The organism is Ruegeria sp. HKCCD7559, assembly GCF_013110575.1.
GTDB lineage: Bacteria > Pseudomonadota > Alphaproteobacteria > Rhodobacterales > Rhodobacteraceae > Ruegeria.
Genome location: NZ_WVQU01000001.1, coordinates 1,032,988 through 1,055,646, shown reverse-complemented (window position 1 = coordinate 1,055,646; position 22,659 = coordinate 1,032,988). Strand labels below are relative to the sequence as shown.

Annotated in this window: 23 protein-coding genes; 8 read left to right on the top strand and 15 right to left on the bottom strand. The window is 57.1% G+C overall.

What is annotated here, in order from left to right; all coding sequences use genetic code 11:
- The first annotated feature begins 42 nt into the window (after window positions 1–42).
- Entirely contained in the window at window positions 43–861 is an 819-nt protein-coding gene (locus GS605_RS05285; protein ID WP_171723281.1) for an SDR family oxidoreductase, read from the top strand.
- Window positions 862–889: 28 nt separating this feature from the next.
- Here the strand turns inward: GS605_RS05285 and GS605_RS05280 are convergent, their stop codons facing one another.
- Complete coding sequence (locus GS605_RS05280; RefSeq protein ID WP_171723280.1) at window positions 890–1,519, bottom strand: 2-hydroxychromene-2-carboxylate isomerase; 630 nt, start codon at window positions 1,517–1,519, stop codon at window positions 890–892.
- A 197-nt stretch (window positions 1,520–1,716) separates the two neighbouring features.
- Between GS605_RS05280 and GS605_RS05275 the strand changes: the two genes are divergently transcribed.
- On the top strand, window positions 1,717–2,949 hold the full coding sequence (locus tag GS605_RS05275) for a serine hydrolase (protein ID WP_171723279.1): 1,233 nt from the start codon (window positions 1,717–1,719) through the stop codon (window positions 2,947–2,949).
- A 51-nt stretch (window positions 2,950–3,000) separates the two neighbouring features.
- The gene (locus GS605_RS05270) at window positions 3,001–3,891 is read left to right on the top strand and encodes an acyl-CoA thioesterase II (RefSeq protein WP_171632482.1); all 891 of its coding nucleotides are present in this window, start codon (window positions 3,001–3,003) and stop codon (window positions 3,889–3,891) included.
- Here the strand turns inward: GS605_RS05270 and GS605_RS05265 are convergent.
- From GS605_RS05265 to GS605_RS05215, 11 genes are all read right to left on the bottom strand, one after another.
- Complete coding sequence (locus GS605_RS05265; protein WP_171723278.1) at window positions 3,867–4,634, bottom strand: SDR family oxidoreductase; 768 nt, start codon at window positions 4,632–4,634, stop codon at window positions 3,867–3,869. The genes GS605_RS05270 and GS605_RS05265 overlap by 25 nt on opposite strands.
- Before the next feature lie 186 nt (window positions 4,635–4,820).
- Window positions 4,821–5,510 (bottom strand): phosphate regulon transcriptional regulator PhoB, encoded by a 690-nt coding sequence (gene phoB, locus GS605_RS05260; RefSeq protein ID WP_152457978.1) that lies wholly within the window; start codon window positions 5,508–5,510, stop codon window positions 4,821–4,823.
- Between the two features lie 12 nt (window positions 5,511–5,522).
- The gene (gene phoU / locus GS605_RS05255; protein ID WP_171632476.1) at window positions 5,523–6,224 is read right to left on the bottom strand and encodes a phosphate signaling complex protein PhoU; all 702 of its coding nucleotides are present in this window, start codon (window positions 6,222–6,224) and stop codon (window positions 5,523–5,525) included.
- A 16-nt stretch (window positions 6,225–6,240) separates the two neighbouring features.
- Window positions 6,241–7,038, bottom strand: coding sequence for a phosphate ABC transporter ATP-binding protein PstB (gene pstB, locus GS605_RS05250; protein ID WP_152457980.1), 798 nt, complete (start codon window positions 7,036–7,038; stop codon window positions 6,241–6,243).
- A gap of 12 nt (window positions 7,039–7,050) precedes the next feature.
- Window positions 7,051–8,382 (bottom strand): phosphate ABC transporter permease PstA, encoded by a 1,332-nt coding sequence (gene pstA, locus GS605_RS05245; RefSeq protein WP_171723277.1) that lies wholly within the window; start codon window positions 8,380–8,382, stop codon window positions 7,051–7,053.
- Complete coding sequence (pstC, locus tag GS605_RS05240) at window positions 8,379–9,851, bottom strand: phosphate ABC transporter permease subunit PstC (RefSeq protein WP_171632471.1); 1,473 nt, start codon at window positions 9,849–9,851, stop codon at window positions 8,379–8,381. The genes pstA and pstC overlap by 4 nt, the downstream gene beginning before the upstream one ends.
- Before the next feature lie 92 nt (window positions 9,852–9,943).
- A complete protein-coding gene (locus tag GS605_RS05235) occupies window positions 9,944–10,984 on the bottom strand; it encodes a substrate-binding domain-containing protein (protein ID WP_171632468.1) in 1,041 nt (346 codons plus the stop codon).
- 193 nt (window positions 10,985–11,177) lie between these two features.
- Window positions 11,178–12,218, bottom strand: a complete 1,041-nt coding sequence (locus GS605_RS05230) for an ATP-binding protein (RefSeq protein WP_171723276.1) — start codon at window positions 12,216–12,218, stop codon at window positions 11,178–11,180.
- A gap of 27 nt (window positions 12,219–12,245) precedes the next feature.
- Complete coding sequence (locus GS605_RS05225; protein ID WP_171723275.1) at window positions 12,246–12,770, bottom strand: gamma carbonic anhydrase family protein; 525 nt, start codon at window positions 12,768–12,770, stop codon at window positions 12,246–12,248.
- Entirely contained in the window at window positions 12,767–13,408 is a 642-nt protein-coding gene (gmk, locus tag GS605_RS05220) for a guanylate kinase (RefSeq protein WP_152457986.1), read from the bottom strand. The genes GS605_RS05225 and gmk overlap by 4 nt, the downstream gene beginning before the upstream one ends.
- A 17-nt stretch (window positions 13,409–13,425) precedes the next feature.
- On the bottom strand, window positions 13,426–14,316 hold the full coding sequence (locus tag GS605_RS05215; protein ID WP_171723274.1) for a YicC/YloC family endoribonuclease: 891 nt from the start codon (window positions 14,314–14,316) through the stop codon (window positions 13,426–13,428).
- A 244-nt stretch (window positions 14,317–14,560) separates the two neighbouring features.
- On the opposite strand from GS605_RS05215, the gene GS605_RS05210 reads away from it, so the two are divergent.
- Window positions 14,561–15,235, top strand: a complete 675-nt coding sequence (locus GS605_RS05210; RefSeq protein WP_171723273.1) for a PAS domain-containing protein — start codon at window positions 14,561–14,563, stop codon at window positions 15,233–15,235.
- Between the two features lie 68 nt (window positions 15,236–15,303).
- Here GS605_RS05210 and GS605_RS05205 read toward each other — a convergent pair whose 3' ends face one another.
- Window positions 15,304–16,674, bottom strand: a complete 1,371-nt coding sequence (locus GS605_RS05205; protein ID WP_171115908.1) for a class II 3-deoxy-7-phosphoheptulonate synthase — start codon at window positions 16,672–16,674, stop codon at window positions 15,304–15,306.
- 169 nt (window positions 16,675–16,843) lie between these two features.
- Here GS605_RS05205 and GS605_RS05200 point away from each other — a divergent pair, with 169 nt between their 5' ends.
- Entirely contained in the window at window positions 16,844–17,848 is a 1,005-nt protein-coding gene (locus GS605_RS05200) for a GlxA family transcriptional regulator (protein ID WP_171632453.1), read from the top strand.
- Window positions 17,849–17,857: 9 nt separating this feature from the next.
- Here GS605_RS05200 and GS605_RS05195 read toward each other — a convergent pair whose 3' ends face one another.
- Window positions 17,858–18,385 (bottom strand): GNAT family N-acetyltransferase, encoded by a 528-nt coding sequence (locus GS605_RS05195; RefSeq protein WP_171723272.1) that lies wholly within the window; start codon window positions 18,383–18,385, stop codon window positions 17,858–17,860.
- Window positions 18,386–18,481: 96 nt separating this feature from the next.
- On the bottom strand, window positions 18,482–19,579 hold the full coding sequence (locus GS605_RS05190; RefSeq protein WP_171723271.1) for a PQQ-dependent sugar dehydrogenase: 1,098 nt from the start codon (window positions 19,577–19,579) through the stop codon (window positions 18,482–18,484).
- 153 nt (window positions 19,580–19,732) lie between these two features.
- Between GS605_RS05190 and GS605_RS05185 the strand changes: the two genes are divergently transcribed.
- The 3 genes from GS605_RS05185 (at window position 19,733) to GS605_RS05175 (ending at window position 22,655) form a co-directional block, all read left to right on the top strand.
- Window positions 19,733–20,914 (top strand): ABC transporter substrate-binding protein, encoded by a 1,182-nt coding sequence (locus GS605_RS05185; protein ID WP_171723270.1) that lies wholly within the window; start codon window positions 19,733–19,735, stop codon window positions 20,912–20,914.
- 125 nt (window positions 20,915–21,039) lie between these two features.
- Window positions 21,040–21,828 carry an ABC transporter ATP-binding protein gene (locus GS605_RS05180; RefSeq protein WP_152457994.1) on the top strand — a complete coding sequence of 263 codons (789 nt, stop codon included), beginning with the start codon at window positions 21,040–21,042 and terminating at the stop codon, window positions 21,826–21,828.
- Entirely contained in the window at window positions 21,825–22,655 is an 831-nt protein-coding gene (locus tag GS605_RS05175; protein WP_171723269.1) for an ATP-binding cassette domain-containing protein, read from the top strand. The genes GS605_RS05180 and GS605_RS05175 overlap by 4 nt, the downstream gene beginning before the upstream one ends.
- Window positions 22,656–22,659 lie beyond the last annotated feature (4 nt).

The window sequence follows — 22,659 nt, the reverse complement described above, 5'->3', positions numbered from 1 at the left end:
TCGGAATGCAACCGAAATCAGATTTAGCAGAGGAACACGACAATGACCCCCGATACCCTTTTCTCGCTGCCCGGCAAAACCGCATTGGTCACCGGAGGCGCCACGGGTATCGGTCGGATGGCCTCAGAGGCGTTGGTCAGGGCCGGCGCGCGCGTGTTGATCGCTTCTCGGAACGGGGACGCGTGTGTCGCGGCCGCCGCCGATCTGAATGCACTGGAGGCACCGGGAAGTGCCGAAGGGTTTGCCGGAGACATCGGCAGCGAGGCAAGTATAGCCAAACTGGTTTCGGACATTCAGGACCGGACGGAAAGGCTTGATATTCTTATGAATAATTCTGGCGTGACCTGGGGAGCACCCATGGGCCAATTTCCGTATGACGCGTGGGACAAGGTGATGTCGGTCAACGTGGCTGGGGTATTCGAGCTTACCCAGAGGCTGCTGCCGATGTTGATGCAATCCGGAACCGCAGACGATCCGGCCAGGGTCGTGAACGTCGGGTCCGTGATGGGAGAGGTTCCCATGGGGGATGGCGCCTATAGCTATTCAGCCTCCAAGGCTGCGGTACTGCATCTGACAAAAATCATGGCCAAGGAACTGTCGCCCTACCACGTAACGGTCAACGCGCTGGCTCCGGGGCCGTTCGTATCGCGGATGACAGCCTTTGCTACGGCGGATGAGGACAAGCGTGAAAAGGTCGGCAAGTCAGTGCCGCTTGGGCGCGTCGGCTGTGACGAAGATATAGCGGGGTGCGTGCTGTTTCTGTGCGGACGCGGGGGCAGTTATGTAACCGGTTCGATTATCCCGGTTTCTGGTGGGATCAACGTTGTAACATCGGGCAATATCTTCGCCGAAGCCTTCTGAGTCGCGCTGCGGTCAAAGCCGCTCCTGCTCACAACGTGTTGGATTTGTTTCGTTTCTTGTTTTTCGACAGCTCAATTTCCAGGTTCGGCAAGCTGTTCTTGCCAAAGAACATTTCAGAGCCGTAAAACAGGCTGGGAACGCCAAAAACGCCGCGGCGCACGAACGATTTGGTCTGATCCTTCAGGTCTTGTTTGATTTCAGGGCTTGTCATGGCCTCGCGCAACTTGCGAACCGGCAGTTCGTTTTCGTGTAGAATGTCAATCAGAACGGCCAGCTCATCCGCCTTTTGCCCATGCACCCATATGGCGTCAAATATGGCGTTTATGTACTTGATTTCCCATGATTTACCGCTGGCGAACCGGGCGCCGCGCATCGCAAATTTCGTATTGATCGGAAAATGCGGACTCATGTGAAAGCTCAGCCCGCGACGCCGCGCGAACCGATGCAAGTCGTGGGTAAGATAGGCGGTTTTCTGGCGGTTTTCGGAAAACGCCTGAAACGGGCTTTGGTTATGCGTTGCCTTGAAAACAACAGGCAGAAGGACGGGGGAATACGTGATCTTGGCATTATGCCGCGCGGCCAGCTCTGGCAGCATCTTGTGGGCCAGAAAGGCATTTGGGCTGCAAAAATCGTAAACGAAATCTAAGCTTTGCGTCATGCTATTCCTCCCGGCCAATACGGCACGTCGCCTTCCAACAATTTACAAGCGAATCTGTGACGGTTTCACTGTATCACTTGGATTTAAGGCGTGCCTCTTGGCTCTGCATGTATAACCATTCATTTCAGCCTGGGTTTTGCTGTTGTTTCAGGCCCTACGCGTACACGATATTAGTCAACTTCTGGTGGAACTCAAAAATGCTTCGAAAACAAGTCATGTTCGATGAAACGCGCCTGAACCGGATTCGCATCTGGATGGACCGCTATGTTGAGCAGCGCAAATACGCGGGCTCGTCCTTTTTGCTGAAGCACAAGGGGGATGAGGTCTTTTTCCACTCCAGCGGCCTGCGAAATCTTGAACAAGACTTGCCGTTCCAACGCGACACGCTGGTACGCATCTACTCGATGACCAAACCCGTCACGTCTGTTGCCTTGATGATGCTGGCGGAACGTGGGCTGTTTCACCTCGACGCGCCGCTGTCGGATTTCCTTCCCGAGTTCAAACAGATGCAGGCTCTGGTACCCGGCGCGGACAAGCTGGATCAAACCGAGGACGCGGCAAGCCCGACCCTTCATCAGTTGCTGACCCATACTGGCGGTTTCAGCTATCCGTTCAATCCCGGGATACTACCGGAGGCGATGGATGAAAAGGACCTTATTTTCAAACCAAATCAGGGCCTTCTGAAAGATCGCGTACGTGAACTGGCAGAGCTACCCTTGGCTTTCCAGCCCGGAACACGGTGGGAATATTCGGTTGGAACCGATGTGGTTGGGCGCGTTGTCGAGGTCGTCTCGGGACAGACCTTGGAACAATTCTTCCGGCAGGAAATCCTGGCGCCCCTCGAGATGCGCGAAACCGGGTTTTCCGTGCCCGACGGGGCAGGGGACCGGTTCGCCTCGCTTTATACGCCGCTGGCTGGCGACGCGATGGCGTTGAATTCCGCAGATCAAGGAGGCGATACCTTGCGGCTGGTGGATGCCCACGAAACCTCTCCATTCGCGAATGCGACAACGTTCTCGGGCGGCGGTGGGCTGGTTTCCACAATCGATGACTATGTCAAGTTCGTTGACATGCTTCGCAATCGCGGGTCCGGCAACGGGCATCAACTGTTTGGCCCGAAAACGGTGGACTTCATGATGCGCAACCACTTGCCGGGTGATATCGCTTCGATGGGACCAAAGAGCTTTGCGGAACAGCCCATGGAAGGCATGGGATTTGGCCTTGCAGGGTCGATTGTCCTCAACCCGGGTCGGGTGCGCGTGCCAGGGTCCGTCGGTGATTTCAGCTGGGGTGGCATGGCCTCGACCTATTTCTGGATCGACTGGCAGAACGATCTGACGGCTGTGTTCTTCACGCAATTGTCGCCGTCCAGTTCCTATCCATCCCGGGCTGAACTCAAGGCCTTGGTGCACGCCGCCATGATTGAATGATATTGCTTAGGCTGATACCCGGGTTTCGAACAATTAGCCCATGAGCAGACAATGACCGAAGCGGAACGCATCTTATTGGACCTTCTGGATATCGAACGGCTTGAAGTCGATCTTTTCCGCGGCACAGGATCGGGTGGAGAAACACCGACCCGAATTTTCGGCGGTCAGGTCATCGCGCAGGCCCTTGCCGCAGCATACAAAACCGTGGAAGACCGGTTGTGCCATTCCCTGCACGCCTATTTTATCCGCCCCGGGGATCCAGATAAACCTGTTATTTATCAGGTGGATAGGGCGCGTGACGGCGGGTCGTTCACAACCCGTCGCGTTGTCGCCATTCAAAATGGAAAGCAGATCCTGAACATGTCAGCTTCCTTTCACGTTCAGGATGAAGGTTGGGATCATCAGCATCCGATGCCAACCGTGAATCCTCCGCAGACGTACCCATCGCGATCCGAGCTTCGACACGCATATGTGGATCGCGTGCCCGAAGGTTTTCGCGGTGAGCTTCTGCGTGAACGCCCGATCGAAGTCCGCGAGGTGGACCATCTGGATCCGTTCAACCCCGAAGTGTCGGATGACCGCAACAAAACCTGGTTTCGCATGGCGGCTGCCGCGTCTGCGGACGCAAAAACTCAACACCTGCTTTTGGCCTATGCGTCTGATATGAACCTGATGTCGTCAGGTTTGCGACCGCACGGGCTAAGCTGGTTTTCCGGAGAGTTCAACGGCGCCAGTCTGGACCATGCTTTGTGGTTTCATGCACCTGTGAAATTTCAAAACTGGCATCTGTATGTGATGGATTCTCCGTGGACGGGGCAGGGACGCAGCTTTAATCGCGGATCGATCTATTCAGAAGACGGAACCCTGGTCGCGTCGGTAGCTCAGGAAGGTCTTATGAGGAAGGTTCAGAGAAAACGTCAAGTATCCGGCGTAAAGTGTTGATTCAACTTTCGCATTCCGCCCAGCCAGCGATCGTAGTCGGCCGCTTTGAGTTGCAGGTAATCCAACACCTGCGGATGCGGAAGAACCAGAAATCGTTCTTCCCGGATGGCTTGTACGCAGGTTTCAGCGACGTCTTCGGGTTCCAGCACTCCGTCGATCGATGCTACTGAAACCTCATGTCCTTCAGTCATTTTCGACCGAACCGCCTGAGGACAAAGAACCGAAACCCGCAGACCTTTGGCGCCATATGTCAGCGACAGCCACTCGGCAAATCCGACCGCCGCGTGTTTCGTGACACCGTATGGCGCCGCACCGGGTTGGTTCAGCAAACCCGCCGCAGAGGCCGTCGTCAGAATATATCCGCCGCCGCGACCGATCATACGAGGCACCAAATGGCGCGCGGTCCACACGTGGGACATCACGTTGATTTTCCAAATTTTTTCCCATTGATCATTGGGAACATCCAGACCGCCAAGCGTCAGGATTCCGGCATTTGCACAGAACAGATCAATTGGGCCAACGGTATCTTCGGTGAAATCAATCAACGCCTCGATCTGTTCCTCATCCGAAACGTCACATGTGAAGGCAACGCCGCCAGTTTGGGTTGCGACTTCACGGGCTGCGGCCTCGTCAATATCCGAACAGATGACGCGCGCACCTTCCTGAGCAAAGCGTTCCGCCAAGCCCCGGCCAATGCCATCTGCGGCACCGGTCACGATGACAGTTTTATCTCTGAGCTCCATGGCGCGTTCCAAAACAAGTTTTGCGTGTTCTGGGCAGAGTGTTCACTTTGCGGCCAAGTTACAAGGAGCTAATAATTAACATAATACCGATTATGCGATATCTAATGCCGCCACGGTGCGCGCGACCCACAAATACGGCTCCTGCCAAAATTCAAACGATTTTGGCGTCATGCGCACAGGATGTGGTTACCCCAAGGCGTATCCAGCGCCGCGGACGGTTCGTACTGGGTCGGTCCCGCCATATTGCGTCAGAGCTTTGCGCAATCGCCCGATATGCACATCAACGGTTCGCGTATCGACATAGATGTCGCGACCCCAAACCCGGTCCAGCAATTGCTCGCGGCTCCAGACCCTGCCCGGCTTTTCCATGAATGTGCTGAGAAGCCGGAACTCGGTCGGCCCAAGTTTTAGGGGTTTGTTGTCCCGGCTAACCTTGTGCGTCTCGGAGTCAAGAATGATGTCATCGAATTCCAGGCGCAAACCAACGGTCGAAGGACGGACGCGGCGCAATTGCGTGCGAACGCGCGCCATCAGCTCGACCACGGAATATGGCTTGACCACGTAATCATCCGCGCCGGTTTCAAGACCGCGAACTTTGTCGACTTCCTCGGTCCGGGCCGACAACATGATAATCGGGATTGAACGCGTGTCCGGGCGGCTTTTCAGGCGTCGGCAGACCTCGATACCGCTCAGATTGGGCATCATCCAGTCCAGAACAATGATGTCCGGACAGTCTTCGTCTACCAACAGCATGGCTTCTTCGCCGTTGCCAGCCTTTGAAACCCGAAACCCTTCAGCTTCAAGGTTGTAGGCCAAGACTTCACGCTGGGCCATTTCATCCTCTACAACCAGAACGGTAGGTTGATCTGCGGACATCTCACTCGTCTCCTACACGGTTTGCGACGTGTTGTCAGCCTTGGGCCGGGCTTCGGCCGGGCGGTCGCCGGTGACCAGATACACGACCTGTTCGGCGATCGAGGTTACGTGATCGCCCATGCGTTCGATGTTCTTGGCAATAAAATGCAGGTGCATGCAGGCCGAGATATTGCGTGGGTCTTCGGCCATGAACGTCAGAAACTCCCGGAACAGCCCGTTATACATCTGGTCAACCTCTTCATCACGGTTGATGACGTCTGTGGCCAGTTCCGCATCGCGCTGGATATAGGCATCCAGTGCATCACGCAGCATCCGTTCGACCTCGCGTGCCATACGGCGCAGGGCCGCAGCGCTTCCGTTGATCTCGCTGGCATTGACCAGAACCGTGGTTCGTTTGGCGATATTCTTGGCATAGTCGCCAATACGCTCAAGGTTGCCGGATACCTTCAGAACCGACAGGATCAGCCGCAAGTCACCGGCGGTGGGTGCACGCAGCGCAATCAACCTGGCCGTTTCTTCGTTGATCAGTTCTTCAAGCGCGTCGATGGCTTTGTCGCCTTTTCGCACCTCTTGCGCCAACTCTTCATCGCGGGTTTCCAGCGAGCGGGCCGCGCCTATGATGGCGGCCTCGACCAGCCCGCCCATCTTCATGATATGCGCTTGGATCGCCTCGAGGTCGCGATCAAAAGCAGTTGCAATATGTTGTTCGCTCATTGTCAGATACCTGTGCTTAGCCGATGCGGCCGGTAATGTAGCTTTCCGTGCGCGGATCTATCGGATTGGTAAAAATCTGCCCGGTTTCACCGAATTCAACCAGATTGCCCAAGTGGAAAAAGGCCGTTTTCTGACTGACCCGCGCCGCCTGCTGCATCGAGTGGGTGACGATCACAACGGAAAACCGCGACCTCAGTTCGTCGATCAACTCTTCGACCTGTGCGGTCGCAATCGGATCAAGGGCCGAACACGGCTCGTCCATCAACAGAACTTCGGGTTCGGTGGCGACGGCCCGGGCGATGCACAAACGTTGCTGCTGGCCGCCGGACAGGCCGGTGCCAGGTGCATCCAGACGATCCTTGACCTCATCCCAAATCGCGCCGCGGCGCAGAGATTTTTCCACGATTTCATCCAGTTCCGCCTTGTTGCGGGCCATGCCGTGAATGCGCGGGCCATAGGCCACGTTGTCATAGATCGATTTCGGGAACGGGTTGGGTTTTTGGAACACCATCCCGACCTTGGCGCGCAACTGGACCGGATCGACACGCTTATCATAGATGTCTTCACCATCCAGCAGGATGTCGCCTTCGACGCGGCAGATATCGATGGTATCGTTCATCCGGTTCAGGCAGCGCAGGAAGGTGGACTTGCCACAACCAGATGGCCCGATAAAGGCCGTGACGGTCTTGTCTTCGATCTCAACGCTCACGTCCTTGATGGCATGGGTCTCACCGTAGAAAACCTGTACGTTCTTGGCGTTGATCTTGATGTCTTTGGAGTCCACGGTTCTCTCCACTCGTGTCATGTCGTTCATTCCAGCCCCCATTTACCAGCGGCGTTCAAAGCGGCGGCGCAAGATGATTGCGATGATATTCATGGTCAGCAGGAACATCAAAAGTATGATGATCCCACCCCACGCCTTCTCGTAAAAGCCCGCGTCAGCGCGTGCGGCCCATGTATAGATCTGGGCGGGCATGGCCGAGTTCGGCTCGGTAAAGCCTGCCAGAAAGCCGTCAGGATAACCGCGCGCGACAAATCCAACCATGCCGATCAGCAGGAGGGGCGCGGTTTCTCCCAAGGCTTGCGCCAGACCGATGATGGTACCTGTCAGAATGCCTGGCGCAGCCAGTGGCAGCACGTGGTGAAACACCGCCTGCATTTTCGACGCCCCTACCCCCAACGCCGCATCGCGGATCGACGGAGGCACGGCCTTCAAAGACGCGCGGGTCGAGATGATGATCGTTGGAAGCGTCATCAGGGTCAGAACAAGACCGCCGACCAGCGGTGCCGATTGCGGCAGGTGCATGAACTGAATGAAAACGGCCAGGCCCAGAATACCGAAGACGATGGACGGAACCGCGGCCAGGTTCGAAATGTTCACTTCGATCAGGTCGGTCAACTTGTTCTGCGGCGCAAATTCTTCGAGGTAGATCGAAGCTGCAACGCCAATCGGCAGAGACAGACACAGAACGACCAGCATCATGAAGAATGATCCCACAACCGAGACACCGATGCCTGCGCCGCCAGGGTTGTCCACGCCTGCGTCCGCTCCGGTGATGAAGGGCCAGTTGAATGCCTGCTTGATGATGCCGGCCTGTTCCAGCGCATCGACCAGATCCAGATCGCTTTTTTGCAGAAACCGGCTGTCTTGTATCGTGTCGCGGGATACGCGGCCTTTGAAGTATCCGTCCACCCGGCTGGATGCTGCCAGATCGAATTGAACCGGCTGGCCCAGCTTGTCAGGGTTTTCGGTATAGAAGGTCCGGATCGTTCCGCCGACTTTACCCAAAAGACGCTCGATCGCGGCCTCATCAAAATCAACGCTGATTCCGCGTTCAGCAAGTTCACTGTTCAACTGGGCGACGAACAAGTCGGAATAGACTTTTGTCTTGAACAGGGCCCCTTCGGCCTCGTCCCGCTGCGGTTCGGTCAGTGTGAATTCAATGCTGACGACCGTGCGTTGGAAGGCCGGAATCCCCTGCGACAGGATCGAAGCGAACAGAACAACCAGAAAGAACAGACCGGTTGCGATTGCGGCGATGCCATAAGCGCGGAACCGTTTCTCGGCTTTGGCACGTTTCGTCGTACGTTCATCCGGAGCCGTAAGCGAGATCATATGGCGACCGGATTGGGGGCTTTGCATACTGGTGTCGGTCATTCGTACTGCTCCCGATACTTACGCACGATATACAGGGCACACACGTTGAGCCCCAAGGTTAGAATGAAAAGGGTCATGCCAAGTGCGAAGGCGACCAGCGCCTCGGGCGAGGCAAAGTCGGCGTCCCCCGTTAACTGGCTGACGATCTTGGCTGTCACGGTTGTCATGGCTTCGAACGGGTTCAGGCTGAGGCGGGCCGCGGCCCCTGCCCCGAGAACCACGATCATGGTCTCGCCGATGGCGCGCGATGCCGCCAGAAGGATCGCGCCGACGATACCGGGCAACGCGGCGGGCAGAACGACCTGACGGATGGTTTCCGATTGCGTGGCGCCAAGACCGTAGGAACCATCGCGCATTGCCTGCGGCACGGCGTTTATAATGTCGTCAGACAGCGATGAGACAAACGGGATCAACATGATCCCCATCACCAGACCCGCAGTCATGACGGCGGTGCCGGCTTTCATCCAGCCCAGGCCATTTTCACCAAAAACATCCAACAGCAGCGGACCAACGGTCAACAAAGCGAAGAGACCGTAAACGATGGTCGGAATCCCGGCCAGCACCTCAAGCAGCGGCTTGGCGACAGAGCGCAAGCGGGGCGAAGCGTATTCGCTGAGATAGATCGCGGCAAACAACCCGATCGGCACTGCAACCAGCAACGCCACGACAGAGATGTAGAGCGTCCCCCACAGCAGCGGCAAGATACCAAGTTCGGACAACCCGCCGCGGCCCGAAAAGCTGGGCGCCCAGGTCATGCCGAAAAAGAAATCTGACGCCGGGTATAGTTTGAAGAACTCCCAGGTGTTGAACACAAGAGACAGGACAATGCCCACCGTTGTCAGAATGGCAACCGACGCGGCCGCCATAAGCAGGACACGAACCCCCTGTTCCACAACGTTGCGCGCACGGTATTCGGCGTTGGTTTGCAACCAGCCCGCTACGGCACCGATCAAGGCAACCGCGACAACGGCAATGGACATGATCGCATACCCGGTCGAGCTCATGGCGCGATAGCTCTGCGCAGCGCGCAATACCGGTTGAGTGATGTCCGAGGTCACCACCTGCCCCGCGTCCTTCAAAAGCTGGGTGATCTCGGCGACATTCGCATCGGCATCACTGGCGGCGTTCTCGGTCAGGTTTCCTTGCGCAACAGCATTGTCCAGCCCGGCGGCGGTGCGGCGTACTTCGGCCATCACCAGGCTGCGAGAGGAACCTTCCTTTATCACGGAGTCGGATATCATGCCCGACACCTGCGCATTGAGAAAGAAAGGCTGCGCCAACAGCCACACGATCAAGAGGCCGAAGGCCGGCACAAGCGTCTTCAGCGCAACGTTTGCACCGTAAAATGATGGCAGGGAATGCAGATTCCGACTGTCACCACCAGCGTTTTGCAGCGCGCGTTTGCGTCCCAACAGATAGCCGACAGCCGCGATCGCCGAAACGATCAGAAAGAGCCAAAGTATCGGCATAACACCCCCATTGCCTTCGATTGCGTGTAGTAAAAAGACAGTGAAGGGGCGACTGATCCGTCGCCCCTATTTGCGTTAAACTGACGTCAGGCTCAGCTGCCCGAACCCATGGTGACTTCGTTGGAGATCGCGTCCTGAGTTTTTGCCAGTTCGGGATCGGCGACCAGGCCATAGTTGGCAAGCGGGCCCGACGGACCGGCGATTTCGTCATGGGTGAAGAACTGCGCGTATTCCTTCAGGCCCGGGATCACGCCGATATGAGCTTTCTTCACGTAGAAGAACAGCGGGCGAGAAACCGGATATTCGCCGGTCGAGATGGTTTCGGTCGACGGTGCGACACCCGACATGGTGGCAACCTTCAACTTGTCGGTGTTGTTCTCGTAGAACGCCAGACCAAACACGCCGATACCGTTGGGGTTGGTGTCGATACGCGCCAGGGTTTCGGTGTAGTCACCGTCGATATCGACCGATTTGCCGTCGGTGCGAACCGCAAGACAGGCGTCTTCAGCGTCGTCCTCGCTCATACCGCCCGCGATCATGGCTTCCATGGCGCCGGTTTCTTCACAGCCGATCAGCAGAACTTTTTCTTCGAATACTTCGCGGGTGCCGTGCTTGGTGCCCGGGATGAAGCCTGCGATTTCAACATCGGGCAGTTCCGGGTTGAACTCGGCCCAGGTGTTGTACGGGTTGTCAACGATCTGGCCGTCTTTCAGAACTTTTGCACCCAGAGCGTTGAAAATGTCGGACGGTTCGAACGCGGTAAAGGCAGGCCCGGTCTGCTGGCTTGCGAATACGATGCCGTCATAACCGATGCGGACTTCCATGATGTCGGTCACACCGTTTTCGGCACAGGCTTTGATCTCTTTTTCACGGATCGCGCGGGATGCGTTTGCAACGTCGATGGTGTTTTCGCCAACGCCTTCGCAGAACCGCTTCAGACCAGCCGACGAACCGCCGGATTCAACAACCGGAGTTGGAAAGTCTGTGTTTTCACCGAACAGTTCGGCTACGATCGAGGCATAAGGCAGAACGGTCGACGAACCGGCGATCTGAACATTGTCACGCGCCGCAGCAGTGGTCGCCGAGACGGCAGCGATAGCCAGCGCAGATGCCGACAGTTTTACAAAGGACATTTCAGTCTCCCTGAAAAGATGTGCTTGATCACCACCATGATGATCCTGCGGGGACCCCTATGGCGCGTGCGTAAGCCTTTTGTGACACATGCGTAACGGTTTTATGACAGCAGGGGTTTTTTTGCGTTTTTTCCAATGAAACGCCAATGCCCCACGGGGTCAGATCAAAAGCAGACTTGCATTCCAAGCTGTTTCAACGGGGCAAAATAACCGTAAAAACAGAGCCTTTTCCCAATTCGCTTTCGACACGAAGTCTTCCACGATGGCGATTGACGATATGCTTCACGATCGCAAGGCCAAGCCCGGTTCCGCCCAGCTGCCGCGACCTGTGGCTGTCGGCGCGATAGAATCGCTCTGTCAGGCGCGGCAGGTGAACGGCATCTATGCCGGGGCCTTTGTCTATGAACTGGATTCGGACCGCCGGGCCGCGCATCGCCGGATCCCTGTCCACCGGCAGGACACGTACCGTAACACTACCGCCACTGGCACCATACTTGATCCCGTTCTCGATAAGATTGGTGAAAACCTGTCGCAACTGGTCGCCGTCACCGGTGGCTGAAAGCGGGCCGTTTTTCACGTCCAGCGACAAAACCACACCGGCGTCTTCGGCAAGGGGCCGCAGCGAGTTTATCGTGGATTGAAGAAGACCGGTAAGTTCCAGCTGTTGCCTCGGTCGAACACGTTCTTCGCTTTCGACCCGGTTCAACGACAACAGATCCCCGACCAGACGGTTCATCCGGTTGGCCTCATCGGCCATGATCTTGAGGAACCGGTCACGCGCGGCGGGGTCATCCCGGGCCGGACCGCGCAAGGTTTCGATAAACCCCATCAAGGCAGTCAACGGTGTGCGCAATTCATGGCTGACATTGGCCACGAAATCCCGCCGCATCTGGCTGGCGTGTTCCAGATGGGTGGTATCCTGAAACGTGACCATAACGGCCCCTTCCGAAGCGACCCCGTTCATGTATCTGCATTCAACTGCGTATGTTGTGTCCTGCGCGCCGTCATTGGACAGATGACGTGCTTTCTTTGCGCTTCTGCTTGTCAGGCATTGCTCGATCGCGTCCAGAACCTGTGGCTGTCGCAATATGGTCGCAAAATGACGTCCAACAATGTTCTGGCCCAGAAGGGACGTTGCATCCGTGTTCGCGGCAATGATCCGTTCGGTCTGATCCACCATCAGCGCCGGCAGAGGGATCGCAAGAACAATGTCCTCAAGAACGTCTTCGGTCATGTGTCAAAACCCACTCATTCCGCCGCGTTAAAGCGCAGGTTTCAGGGTTTCGCGGAATTTGCGCATGTTTTCCTGATAGTGCAGCGCACTGAACGTGATCCTTTGCGCCGCAGCCTCATCCAGCTGGCGTACGACCTTGCCCGGCGATCCCATGACAAGCGAATTGTCGGGGATTTCCTTGCCCTCGGTGATCAGGGCCCCTGCTCCGATCAGACAGTTCCGGCCGATCTTTGCCCCGTTCAGGACGATTGCGCCCATTCCGACCAACGTGTTTTCGCCTATGGTGCAGCCATGCAGCATCACCTTGTGGCCGATGGTGCAGTTTCGACCAATCATCAGGGGAAAACCGGCGTCGATATGCATCACGCAGTTTTCCTGAACGTTGCTGCCCTCGCCGATCCGGATTTCTTCGTGATCCGCGCGAATCGTGCAGCCGAACCAGACCGAGGCTCCCTGCTCCAGCACAACCTTCCCAATCAGATTGGCATCCGGCGCGACCCAGGTGTCGTCGTGAATGTGCGGAGCGTGCTCGCCCAAAGCGTAAATTGTCATGACAGTCCCTCGAATTCTCTCTGCAACTTGCGGACGTGCTGTTGCAACCTGGGTTGCTGAATGCGGCGCATCCGTTCCGCGCTGACGATGGTTTTCAGCTTTTCTTCGGTTGCCTCGAGGTCATCGTTGATCAGGACGTAGTCGTAATAGCCCCAGTGACTGATTTCATCCCAGCTTTTGAGCATCCGACGGGCGATGACGTCATCACTGTCCTGCCCGCGCGTTTCCAGCCGGCGGCGCAGCTCGGGGATGGACGGCGGCAGAATGAAAATCGATAACGCGTGTTTGCCCAGATCCGAATTCCGGATCTGCACTTCGCCCTGCCAATCGACGTCGAACAATACGTCCTTACCGGCATTGATCGAATTTTTGACCGGCTCGGCAGGCGAACCATAGAAGTTTCCGAATACATGGGCGTGTTCCAGCATCTGCCCATCAGCGACCTGCTGTTTGAACTCGTCCTCGGACAGGAAGAAATACTCGCGCCCATGCTCTTCCCCGGGGCGCGGGGCACGGGTCGTCGCCGAGATCGAGAATTCCAGATCCGTATCCCAGGCCATCAGCCGTCTGGCCAGGGTCGATTTGCCCGCTCCGGACGGAGAAGACAGGATGATTAGTAGGCCTCGGCGGTCCGCCATGTCAGTCGTTCCCATTCTTATTCCACATTCTGCACTTGCTCACGCATCTGATCGATCACCGCTTTCAGTTCCAGCCCGACCGATGTCAGGTCCGAGCTTTGCGCCTTGGAACACAGCGTGTTGGCTTCGCGATTGAACTCTTGCATCAGGAAATCCAGCTTGCGGCCCACGGCCCCTTCCTGTGCCAACAACTCACGAGCGGCCCCTACATGCGCGGTCAGGCGATCGATTTCTTCGGTGATATCCGCCTTGACCGCGATCATCGCCAGCTCTTGCGCGACACGATCGGGATCCGCGCCCTGCGCATTCTCCAGCACCCGCGCGAGATTCTCGCGCAGCCCCTCGGTCATCTTGTCTTTGCGTTGCTCGGCAATCTCTGCGGCCTGCGCCGTCAGCTCCGCGACCTGATCCAGTTGCGTGTTCAAGACCGCGGCCAAAGCTGCCCCTTCGGTTTTGCGCATATCTATGAACGCCGCCAGAAGATCTTTGAATTCGGACGTCAGATGAGCAACAAGCGGAGCCGGATCGTCGGCCTCGGTTCCTGCGTCCATCATCCCCTTGAGCGCCAAAAGATCTGACCCACGCGACGGCGCAAGCGTGATGCCGCGCGCAGCCGCCAGCGCTTCCGTTCGCTCAAGAGCCGTCAGGGCCGCAGCCATCGCGGTTTCGTTCAAGGCCAGTTCCGGGGCAGAATCCTCGCGGTTCAAGCGCATCGACAGGGTCACGTTTCCCCGGCTCAGGGATTTGGACAGGGACGCCCGCAACGCGACTTCGAGACCGGTCAACCAATCGGGCACGCGCAGACGCATGTCCAGCCCCTTACCGTTTACGCTGCGAAGTTCCCACGACCAGCTGTGCGGGCCAAAAGTTCCCTTCCCCGAGGCAAACCCGGTCATGGATCTGATCATGATGGCCCTTTCCTGTTCCCCAGCTGTTTCGAGCATGTGCGCACCTAATGCCATTGACTGGTGCAGAGCAAGAGTTTGCTGAAGACGCATTTGTTTGGCGCAAGTTAACCATTCGTTAAAGAATTGCTCCAAAATTGAATTAACCCGAGTCAAAATACCCTTAGCAATGGTTTGCGGGCCGTAGATGCTTCCATTGTGTTGCATTTTATGAAAAAGGCGGCCAATTGACGGTAGGGTGATGAAAATGAAAACCTTTTTCGGGATAGGTTCCGGGTCAGAATTTGGAAAGATCGTCGCAATGGATCGCTTTGACAGTGGGCGCAGCCTATCGCCGATCCGCCAGGCCGAGGCGTATTGGACCGCATTGTTGAGCGGCGACAGCGTGCCGATGCGGTCTCAAATCGACCCGCGCGGTCTTGAGAATGTTCTTGAATATACTTTCATCCTGGAACGCATCGCACCCGGCCTGGCCCGTTTTCGTCTGGCAGGCAGCCATCTGAACGCGCTTGCAGGTATGGAAGTTCGGGGAATGCCGTTGACCGCGTTCTTTCAACCCGATGCCCGCGCGCAGACCAAGGATGTACTGGAACAGGTATTTGCGTCCCCTGCTGTTGCCGAATTGAGTCTGAACTCGGACGGGGTGTTGGGACGTACCCGGATGCAGGCCCGGATGATCCTTCTGCCGCTGAAAAGTGACCTTGGGGATGTCAGCCGTATTTTGGGGGTCATGATCGCCGATGGCGCAATCGGCAAGACACCGCGCCGGTTTTCACTGACCGATACGCGGATCAAACCGGTTTCTGAAATTCAGGTGCCCGCGCCCACACTGCGCCGCCCTGTGGAAGGTTTTGCTGAGGAACAACGCGAATTCAAAAGCTCTGCCGGCCATCTACATCTGGTGGTGTCTCGCGACGATTGAGACCCGCCAATTGCCGTGATAAGAAACAGCGGGCCGATGGCCCGCTGTTGTCAGTGTTTCGGATGCGCTCAGCTTACCGCGCGTTTCGAGCCGTTGCGACGCAGGTTGGTCAGCTCTTCCGCCACCAGGAACGCAAGTTCCAGCGACTGCGATGCGTTCAAGCGCGGATCGCAGGCGGTGTGGTAGCGGTCTGACAGGTCTTCTTCGGTCACGGCACGTACACCACCGGTGCATTCGGTCACATCCAGCCCGGTCATTTCGAAATGCACACCGCCGGGGATGGTTCCCTCGGCCTGATGCACTCCGAAAAAGTCACGCACCTCGCGCAGAACAGAATCAAACGGGCGGGTTTTATAGCCCGTGGCCGATTTGATCGTGTTTCCGTGCATGGGGTCGCAGACCCAGGTGACCTTGGCGCCCTCTTCCTTGACCGCCTTGATCAGACGCGGCAGATGCTCGCCCGCTTTGCCCGCGCCGAAGCGCGCGATCAGGGTCAGCCGCCCCTCTTCGTTGTCCGGGTTCAGCTTTGACATCAGAACCTTGAGGTCCTCGGCCGTAGTGGTTGGGCCGCATTTCAGACCTATCGGGTTCAGTACCCCGCGGCAGAACTCGACATGCGCGCCGTCGGGTTGACGGGTGCGGTCGCCGATCCAGATCATGTGACCGGAGCCAGCCAGCCAGTTGCCCGAGGTGGAATCCAGTCGCGTCAGTGCCTCTTCGTATTCCAGCAACAGCCCTTCGTGGCTGGTGTAGAATTCGACGGTCGAGAATTCATGGGTTGTTTCCGCAGTGATTCCAGCGGCTTCCATGAAGTCGATGGTGTCCTGAATACGATCGGCAACCTCGGAATATTTCTGAACGTCCTGTTCATCCGCGAAACCCAAAGTCCAGGCATGCACGCGGCTCATATCCGCGAAGCCGCCGGTTGAGAACGCCCGCAGCAGGTTCAGTGTCGCCGCCGCCTGCGTGTAGGCCTGCAACATCTTGTTGGGATTCGGAATCCGGGCTTCGGGCGTGAAGGCCAATTCATTGATGATGTCGCCGCGGTAGCTTGGCAGTTCCACACCATTCACGACTTCGGTCGGGGCACTGCGTGGTTTGGCAAATTGCCCGGCCATACGACCGACTTTGACCACTGGCACCTTGGCGCCATAAGTCAAAACCATCGCCATTTGCAGCATCACCTTGAAGGTGTCACGGATCGCATCAGCGCTGAATTGTTCAAAGCTTTCAGCGCAATCCCCACCTTGCAGAAGGAAGGCCTCGCCGCGCCCGGCGGCACCCAGATGCTGTTTGAGACGCCGCGCCTCGCCTGCAAAGACCAGCGGGGGATACTTTGAAAGCTGAGCCTCGACCTTGGCCAGCGCGGCCGCGTCGGTATAATCTGGCATCTGAACCCGGGGCTTGTTGCGCCAGTTCGATTTTTGCCATTCGGTCATAGCTTTGATCTCCGCTGAAGTTTTCAGGTGGTCTCTATACAAAATGCAATGAAGAGTGACCATATCCCATTTGCGCCTCTTGACGACGCAAACAAGCTTTGATCATGGTGGCTGTCAAATCTGCGGCTGGATAATCACACGTCCAGCAGCGAAGCAAGGACATCTCGCCATGCAAGAGCAACGCCAAGTTGTCACGGTGGAAGACACTGCGGCCCCACCCCGGAATTTCGTGTTTGTCCTTTTGGACAAATTCTCGCTTCTGTCTTTTGCTTCGGCGCTTGACAGTCTGCGCATCGCCAACCGCATGGCGAACAGACAGCTTTACACCTGGAAGCTGATAGGAGAAGGCGGAGAAACGGTAACCTGCTCGGCCGGGACCGAGTTCAGTCTTGACAGTGATCTGGTGGAGTTGCAGCGAGATGACGTTGTTCTGATTTGCGGTGGCGTGGACGTTCAGGCGGCCACCACCAAGCGCGTGCTGAACTGGCTGCGGCGTGAAGCGCGAAGGGGATTGCGGATCGGTGGCCTCTGCACTGCGGCCTATACTCTGGCAAAGGCCGGGTTGATGGACAACAAGAAGGCAACGATCCATTGGGAGAACTCTGACAGTTTCATCGAAGAGTTCGACGAGGTCAAACTGACCAAAGCCGTCTTTCAGATCGATGGAAGTCGCATGACGACTGCGGGCGGCACCTCGTCGATTGACCTGATGCTCAAACTGATTGCAGATGACTATGGCGAGGATCTGGCCAACGCGGTGGCGGATCAGATGATCTATTCCTCGATTCGAACCGACCAGGACACGCAGCGTTTGTCAACTCCGACCCGAATCGGTGTGCGGCATCCGAAGTTGAGCCAGGTTATACTGATGATGGAAAAGAACATCGAAGAACCGATCTCGCCCTCGATCCTTGCCAAGGAAGTGGGTATGTCAACCCGCCAGCTGGAGCGTCTGTTCCGCCGGTATCTCAGCCGTTCCCCCAAGCGCTATTACATGGAACTGCGCCTGCACAAAGCCCGCAACCTGCTGATGCAGACCGATATGAGCGTCATCAACGTGGCGCTGGCCTGTGGTTTCGCCTCGCCCAGCCATTTTTCAAAATGCTACCGGGCGCATTACAACACCACGCCCTATCGCGAACGTGGTGCGCAAAGTGGAAGACTGTCAGTCTAAGGTCCAGCGTCAAAGCTCTTTGACGAAATAGTGCAAGTACGGTCGGAGCATGGGCTGATCTTTGTAGGTTGTTGTCTCGATCGGAGTGTCCAGTTCCACAAACCCGAGCTTGGGATACAAAGATCTCATTTCCACATTTGGGGTGAGTGTATCTGCGATCAACCGCTTCAGCCCCATAGCTCTGGCGGCTTGTTCTCGTGCTTGAACCAATGCGCGCCCCACTCCGGTGCCCCGAGCGTCTTCGGTTACAAATACACGTTTCAACTCGCCGGTAGACTGATCAAACCGTTTCATCATTCCACACCCCACGATTTTGCCACCGTGGTTTCTTGCGACGATCAGGCATCCGTTCGGAGGCATGTAGTCATCCGTGTTCGCCCAGAATTCCTCCAGTGCGCTTTGCGGTGCGGAAGGATCCAATTCGAACCCCATACCCTGCATTCTTTGAGCGATAAGAGCATAATATTGCTCCAAAATCATATTCAGCTCGGTTCCTGGCGGGATACTTGTGCACAATTCAATGTCGAAATCACTCATTAATATCCCCTTAACCGTGTAACCTGTTGGACAGAGTGACTGCGATGATGGAAACGCGCAAATGGAATTGAAAAGTCTGCTGGCATGCTTCGTATGTCACTGTTTGACAGACATCCTGTAAACCGCGCCCTGCCCGACTGAAATGAACCAGATCGCCCCATCCGGGGCCTGCACGATGTCACGGACCCGTTCGGTCTCGGGGCCCTTGATCTGCTCGACCTCGCGCAGCGGATCTTCGGACAGCCGCGCGATATAGTCGAATTTCAGCGAGCCCACGAAAATGTCGCCCCGCCATTCTGGAAACATGTCGCCGGAATAGACCATCAACCCTGACGGCGCGATCGACGGGTCCCAGTACAGGCGCGGCTGTTCCATACCGGGCTTGCTGGTGCCCTCGCCGATCTTCTCTCCGGAATAATGTGTGCCGTAAGAGATAACCGGCCAGCCGTAATTGGCGCCGGGTTTGACAAGGTTCACCTCGTCACCGCCGCGCGCACCGTGTTCCGACACCCAAAATCGGCCGCGCGTATCCAAATCGGCCCCCTGTGGGTTGCGGTGCCCATAGGTCCAAATTTCAGGTCGGATATCTGCCTGCCCGATGAAAGGATTGTCTGAAGGCACCGAGCCGTCGCGGTTGATACGGATTACGGAACCCATGGCGTTCGAGCGATCCTGCGCCTGTGGCGCATCCCCTCGATCTCCGATGGTTACGAAAAGAGTGCTGTCATTGGCTTCTACAACGCGTGAGCCGAAATGCCGCCCGCCTGATCCGCTGGGGGAAGCCTCGAAAATGACCCGCAGATTCGTCAGGCGCGTGCCGTTCTCGGACAGGCGCGCCACCGCGACAGCCGTGCCTGCGCCACCCTTTTGCGGTTTTGAAAAGGTCAGAAAGACCTCGCGGCTTTGATTGAAATCGCGCGGGATCGTAACGTCCAGCAATCCGCCCTGCCCCGAAGCTGCGACTTTGGGAACGCCGGATATGGCATTCGCCTCTCCGCCCTGAACATACAACAGGTTTCCGTCGCGTTCGGTGACAAGAAAACTGCCGTCAGGCAAGATGCCGACGGCCCAGGGCGTATCCAGCCCACCTGCCATTTCGGTGAGTTCAATTTTCCCGACCGAGGTCGACAACGCCTGTGCCAAGGCGCTTTCACTGTAAATAGTGAAGAACAGAATCGCGGCAGCTCTGAGCATGTTGACACTTCTCCGGACAATCTTAGGCAAACCCTAACAAAACAGATGGATTTCCGATCGATAAAAACACGATTGCGTTAGGACTTTTCTTTTCCGGGCAGCTTGCCTAGGTTCGTGGCCAGAACGAATACGTTCACAATAGGGAGTAACCATATGAAAAAGCTGCTTACAGCAACTGCAGCATCCGCTTTGCTGGCCGGACCTGCGCTGGCCGAAGACATTACGCTTGGTGTTTTGTTCGGATTCACCGGCCCAATTGAATCGCTGGCACCCGCAATGGGTTCGGGCGCTGAATTGGCGATGGCGGAAGTCACCGAGTCCGGAAAACTGCTGGATGGATCCAAAGTGACCGCATCGCGCGCCGACACCGGCTGCATTGATAACGGTCTGGCCACTTCGAACGGCGAACGCATGATTGCCGACGGTGTTGCCGGCATCATCGGCGGCGATTGCTCGGGCGTGACCGGTGCGATCCTTCAGAATGTCGCGATTCCGAATGGCATGGTCATGATCTCGCCCTCGGCGACCTCGCCGGGCCTGTCGACCATGGAAGACAACGGCCTGTTCTTCCGGACCGCGCCTTCAGATGCGCGCGAAGGCCAGGTGATGGCGGATATCCTGAAGGATCGCGGCATCAACTCGATCGCTCTGACCTATACCAACAACGACTACGGCAAGGGTCTGGCGGACGCGATCCAAACCTCTTTCGAGGCAGCAGGTGGTGAAGTGACCATCGTTGCAGCGCATGAGGATGGCAAGGCCGACTATTCGGCCGAAGTTGGTGCTCTGGCCTCGGCCGGTGGCGACATTCTGGTTGTTGCGGGCTATCTGGATCAGGGCGGTCTGGGGATCATCCAGTCGGCGCTGGACAGCGGTGCGTTTGACACCTTTGGCCTGCCCGGCGGCATGATTGGTGACTCGCTGCCGGCCAATGTCGGCCCCGACCTGAACGGCTCGTTCGGTCAGATCGCCGGTTCGGGCGGTGAAGGCGCCGAAAAGTACTTCGCCATGGCCGAAGCCGCAGGGTTCGACGGTTCGTCGCCCTATTCGCCCGAATCCTATGACGCTGCGGCTCTGTTCATGCTGGCCATGCAGGCTGCAGGATCGACCAATCCGGCCGACTATGGCGGCAAGATCATGGACGTCGCCAACGCTCCGGGCGAAAAGATCTATCCCGGCGAACTGGCCAAGGGTCTGGAATTGCTGGCAAGCGGTCAGGACATCGACTATGTCGGTGCGTCCGGTGTCGAGCTGATCGGCCCCGGCGAAAGCGCGGGGTCCTATCGTGAGATCGAAGTGACCGACGGTGAAAACAAGACCGTCAACTTCCGTTGATTGATCGCCAAAAGCTATGAATGTAAGCAGCCCGGGCCTTGTGTCCGGGCTGTTTCAATGAAAAAAGACCGCACCCGGCAAACGGGGTCGAGACAACAGCGCCGAACAGGCGGCAAGGGGAAAAGATGATCGTCGTCGAGGACGTGCACAAGCATTTCGGCGGATTTCATGCGGTGGACGGGGCATCGCTGGAAATCCAGAAAGGGTCGATCACCGGCCTGATCGGGCCCAACGGGGCAGGAAAAACCACTCTGTTCAATGTGATCGCAGGTGTTCTGCCGCCGACCAGCGGCAAGGTGGTGATGGACGGCGAGGATATCACCGGTCTGCCCCCTCATGAGCTGTTCCACAAGGGTCTGTTGCGCACGTTTCAGATTGCACATGAATTCCCGTCTATGACCTGCCGCGAAAACCTGATGATGGTGCCCGGAGCGCAATCAGGTGAGTCGCTGTGGAACACGTGGTTTGGCCGCAAACGCATTGCTGATGAAGAACGCGCGCTGAAGGCCAAGGCCGATGAGGTGCTGGAGTTTCTGACGATTGAACATCTGGCTGACCACAAGGCGGGTCAGGTCTCGGGTGGTCAGAAAAAGCTGCTGGAGCTGGGCCGCACGATGATGGTGGACGCCAAGATCGTGTTTCTGGACGAGGTCGGCGCGGGTGTGAACCGCACCCTGTTGATGACCATCGCCGACACCATCCTGCGCCTGAACAAAGAGCGCGGCTATACCTTCGTCGTCATCGAACATGACATGGATTTCATCGGCAAGATCTGTGATCCGGTTATTTGCATGGCTGAAGGCAAGGTTCTGGCCGAGGGTACCCTGGACGAGATCAAGGCGAACGAGCACGTGATCGAAGCCTATCTGGGCACCGGCCTGAAGAACAAAGACAAACTGGAGGCAGGCGCGTGAGCGACAACCCCTATCAGGATGACAAGGGCAACAAGGACGCCTCGATCACCAATCCGCACGGTGTCGGCACCATGACACCGGCCCATCGCAAAAGTGGTGCGACGCATAGGGTCGAGGGCGGCCCGTTTCTGATCGGCGACACCATGACGGGTGGCTACGGCAAAGGGCCGGATATCCTGCATGATTGCACCATCGCGGTGGATAAAGGTGAAATCGCAGTCATCGTCGGCCCCAACGGTGCCGGCAAGTCTACGGCGATGAAAGCCGTGTTCGGGATGCTGGATGTCCGTTCGGGGTCTGTGCGTCTGGATGGCGAGGATATCACCAATCTCAGCCCGCAAGACCGGGTGGTCAAGGGCATGGGCTTCGTGCCGCAGACACAGAACATCTTTACTTCGATGACGGTGGAAGAAAACCTGGAAATGGGTGCCTTCATCCGTCGCGACGACATCAGCCAGACGATGGAGCAGGTCTATGACCTGTTCCCCATCCTGCGCGACAAGCGCAATCAGGCCGCCGGAGAGCTGTCGGGCGGACAACGCCAACAGGTCGCCGTGGGCCGCGCCCTGATGACCCAGCCCAAGGTGCTGATGCTCGACGAGCCTACGGCAGGTGTTTCGCCGATCGTGATGGATGAACTGTTCGACCGGATCATCGAAGTGTCCCGCACCGGCCTGCCGATCCTGATGGTGGAACAGAACGCCCGCCAGGCCTTGGAGATTGCCGACAAGGGGTACGTTCTGGTTCAAGGGCGGAATGCCTATAGCGGAACGGGCAAGGAACTACTGGCCGATCCAGAGGTTCGGAAGAGTTTCTTAGGGGGGTGAGGCC

Coding starts and splice junctions, on each gene's coding strand:
- GS605_RS05285 (WP_171723281.1), top strand. CDS start 43: ATGACCCCCGATACCCTTTTCTCGCTGCCCGGCAAAACCGCATTGGTC.
- GS605_RS05280 (WP_171723280.1), bottom strand. CDS start 1,519: ATGACGCAAAGCTTAGATTTCGTTTACGATTTTTGCAGCCCAAATGCC.
- GS605_RS05275 (WP_171723279.1), top strand. CDS start 1,717: ATGCTTCGAAAACAAGTCATGTTCGATGAAACGCGCCTGAACCGGATT.
- GS605_RS05270 (WP_171632482.1), top strand. CDS start 3,001: ATGACCGAAGCGGAACGCATCTTATTGGACCTTCTGGATATCGAACGG.
- GS605_RS05265 (WP_171723278.1), bottom strand. CDS start 4,634: ATGGAGCTCAGAGATAAAACTGTCATCGTGACCGGTGCCGCAGATGGC.
- phoB (WP_152457978.1), bottom strand. CDS start 5,510: ATGTCCGCAGATCAACCTACCGTTCTGGTTGTAGAGGATGAAATGGCC.
- phoU (WP_171632476.1), bottom strand. CDS start 6,224: ATGAGCGAACAACATATTGCAACTGCTTTTGATCGCGACCTCGAGGCG.
- pstB (WP_152457980.1), bottom strand. CDS start 7,038: ATGAACGACATGACACGAGTGGAGAGAACCGTGGACTCCAAAGACATC.
- pstA (WP_171723277.1), bottom strand. CDS start 8,382: ATGACCGACACCAGTATGCAAAGCCCCCAATCCGGTCGCCATATGATC.
- pstC (WP_171632471.1), bottom strand. CDS start 9,851: ATGCCGATACTTTGGCTCTTTCTGATCGTTTCGGCGATCGCGGCTGTC.
- GS605_RS05235 (WP_171632468.1), bottom strand. CDS start 10,984: ATGTCCTTTGTAAAACTGTCGGCATCTGCGCTGGCTATCGCTGCCGTC.
- GS605_RS05230 (WP_171723276.1), bottom strand. CDS start 12,218: ATGACCGAAGACGTTCTTGAGGACATTGTTCTTGCGATCCCTCTGCCG.
- GS605_RS05225 (WP_171723275.1), bottom strand. CDS start 12,770: ATGACAATTTACGCTTTGGGCGAGCACGCTCCGCACATTCACGACGAC.
- gmk (WP_152457986.1), bottom strand. CDS start 13,408: ATGGCGGACCGCCGAGGCCTACTAATCATCCTGTCTTCTCCGTCCGGA.
- GS605_RS05215 (WP_171723274.1), bottom strand. CDS start 14,316: ATGATCAGATCCATGACCGGGTTTGCCTCGGGGAAGGGAACTTTTGGC.
- GS605_RS05210 (WP_171723273.1), top strand. CDS start 14,561: ATGAAAACCTTTTTCGGGATAGGTTCCGGGTCAGAATTTGGAAAGATC.
- GS605_RS05205 (WP_171115908.1), bottom strand. CDS start 16,674: ATGACCGAATGGCAAAAATCGAACTGGCGCAACAAGCCCCGGGTTCAG.
- GS605_RS05200 (WP_171632453.1), top strand. CDS start 16,844: ATGCAAGAGCAACGCCAAGTTGTCACGGTGGAAGACACTGCGGCCCCA.
- GS605_RS05195 (WP_171723272.1), bottom strand. CDS start 18,385: ATGAGTGATTTCGACATTGAATTGTGCACAAGTATCCCGCCAGGAACC.
- GS605_RS05190 (WP_171723271.1), bottom strand. CDS start 19,579: ATGCTCAGAGCTGCCGCGATTCTGTTCTTCACTATTTACAGTGAAAGC.
- GS605_RS05185 (WP_171723270.1), top strand. CDS start 19,733: ATGAAAAAGCTGCTTACAGCAACTGCAGCATCCGCTTTGCTGGCCGGA.
- GS605_RS05180 (WP_152457994.1), top strand. CDS start 21,040: ATGATCGTCGTCGAGGACGTGCACAAGCATTTCGGCGGATTTCATGCG.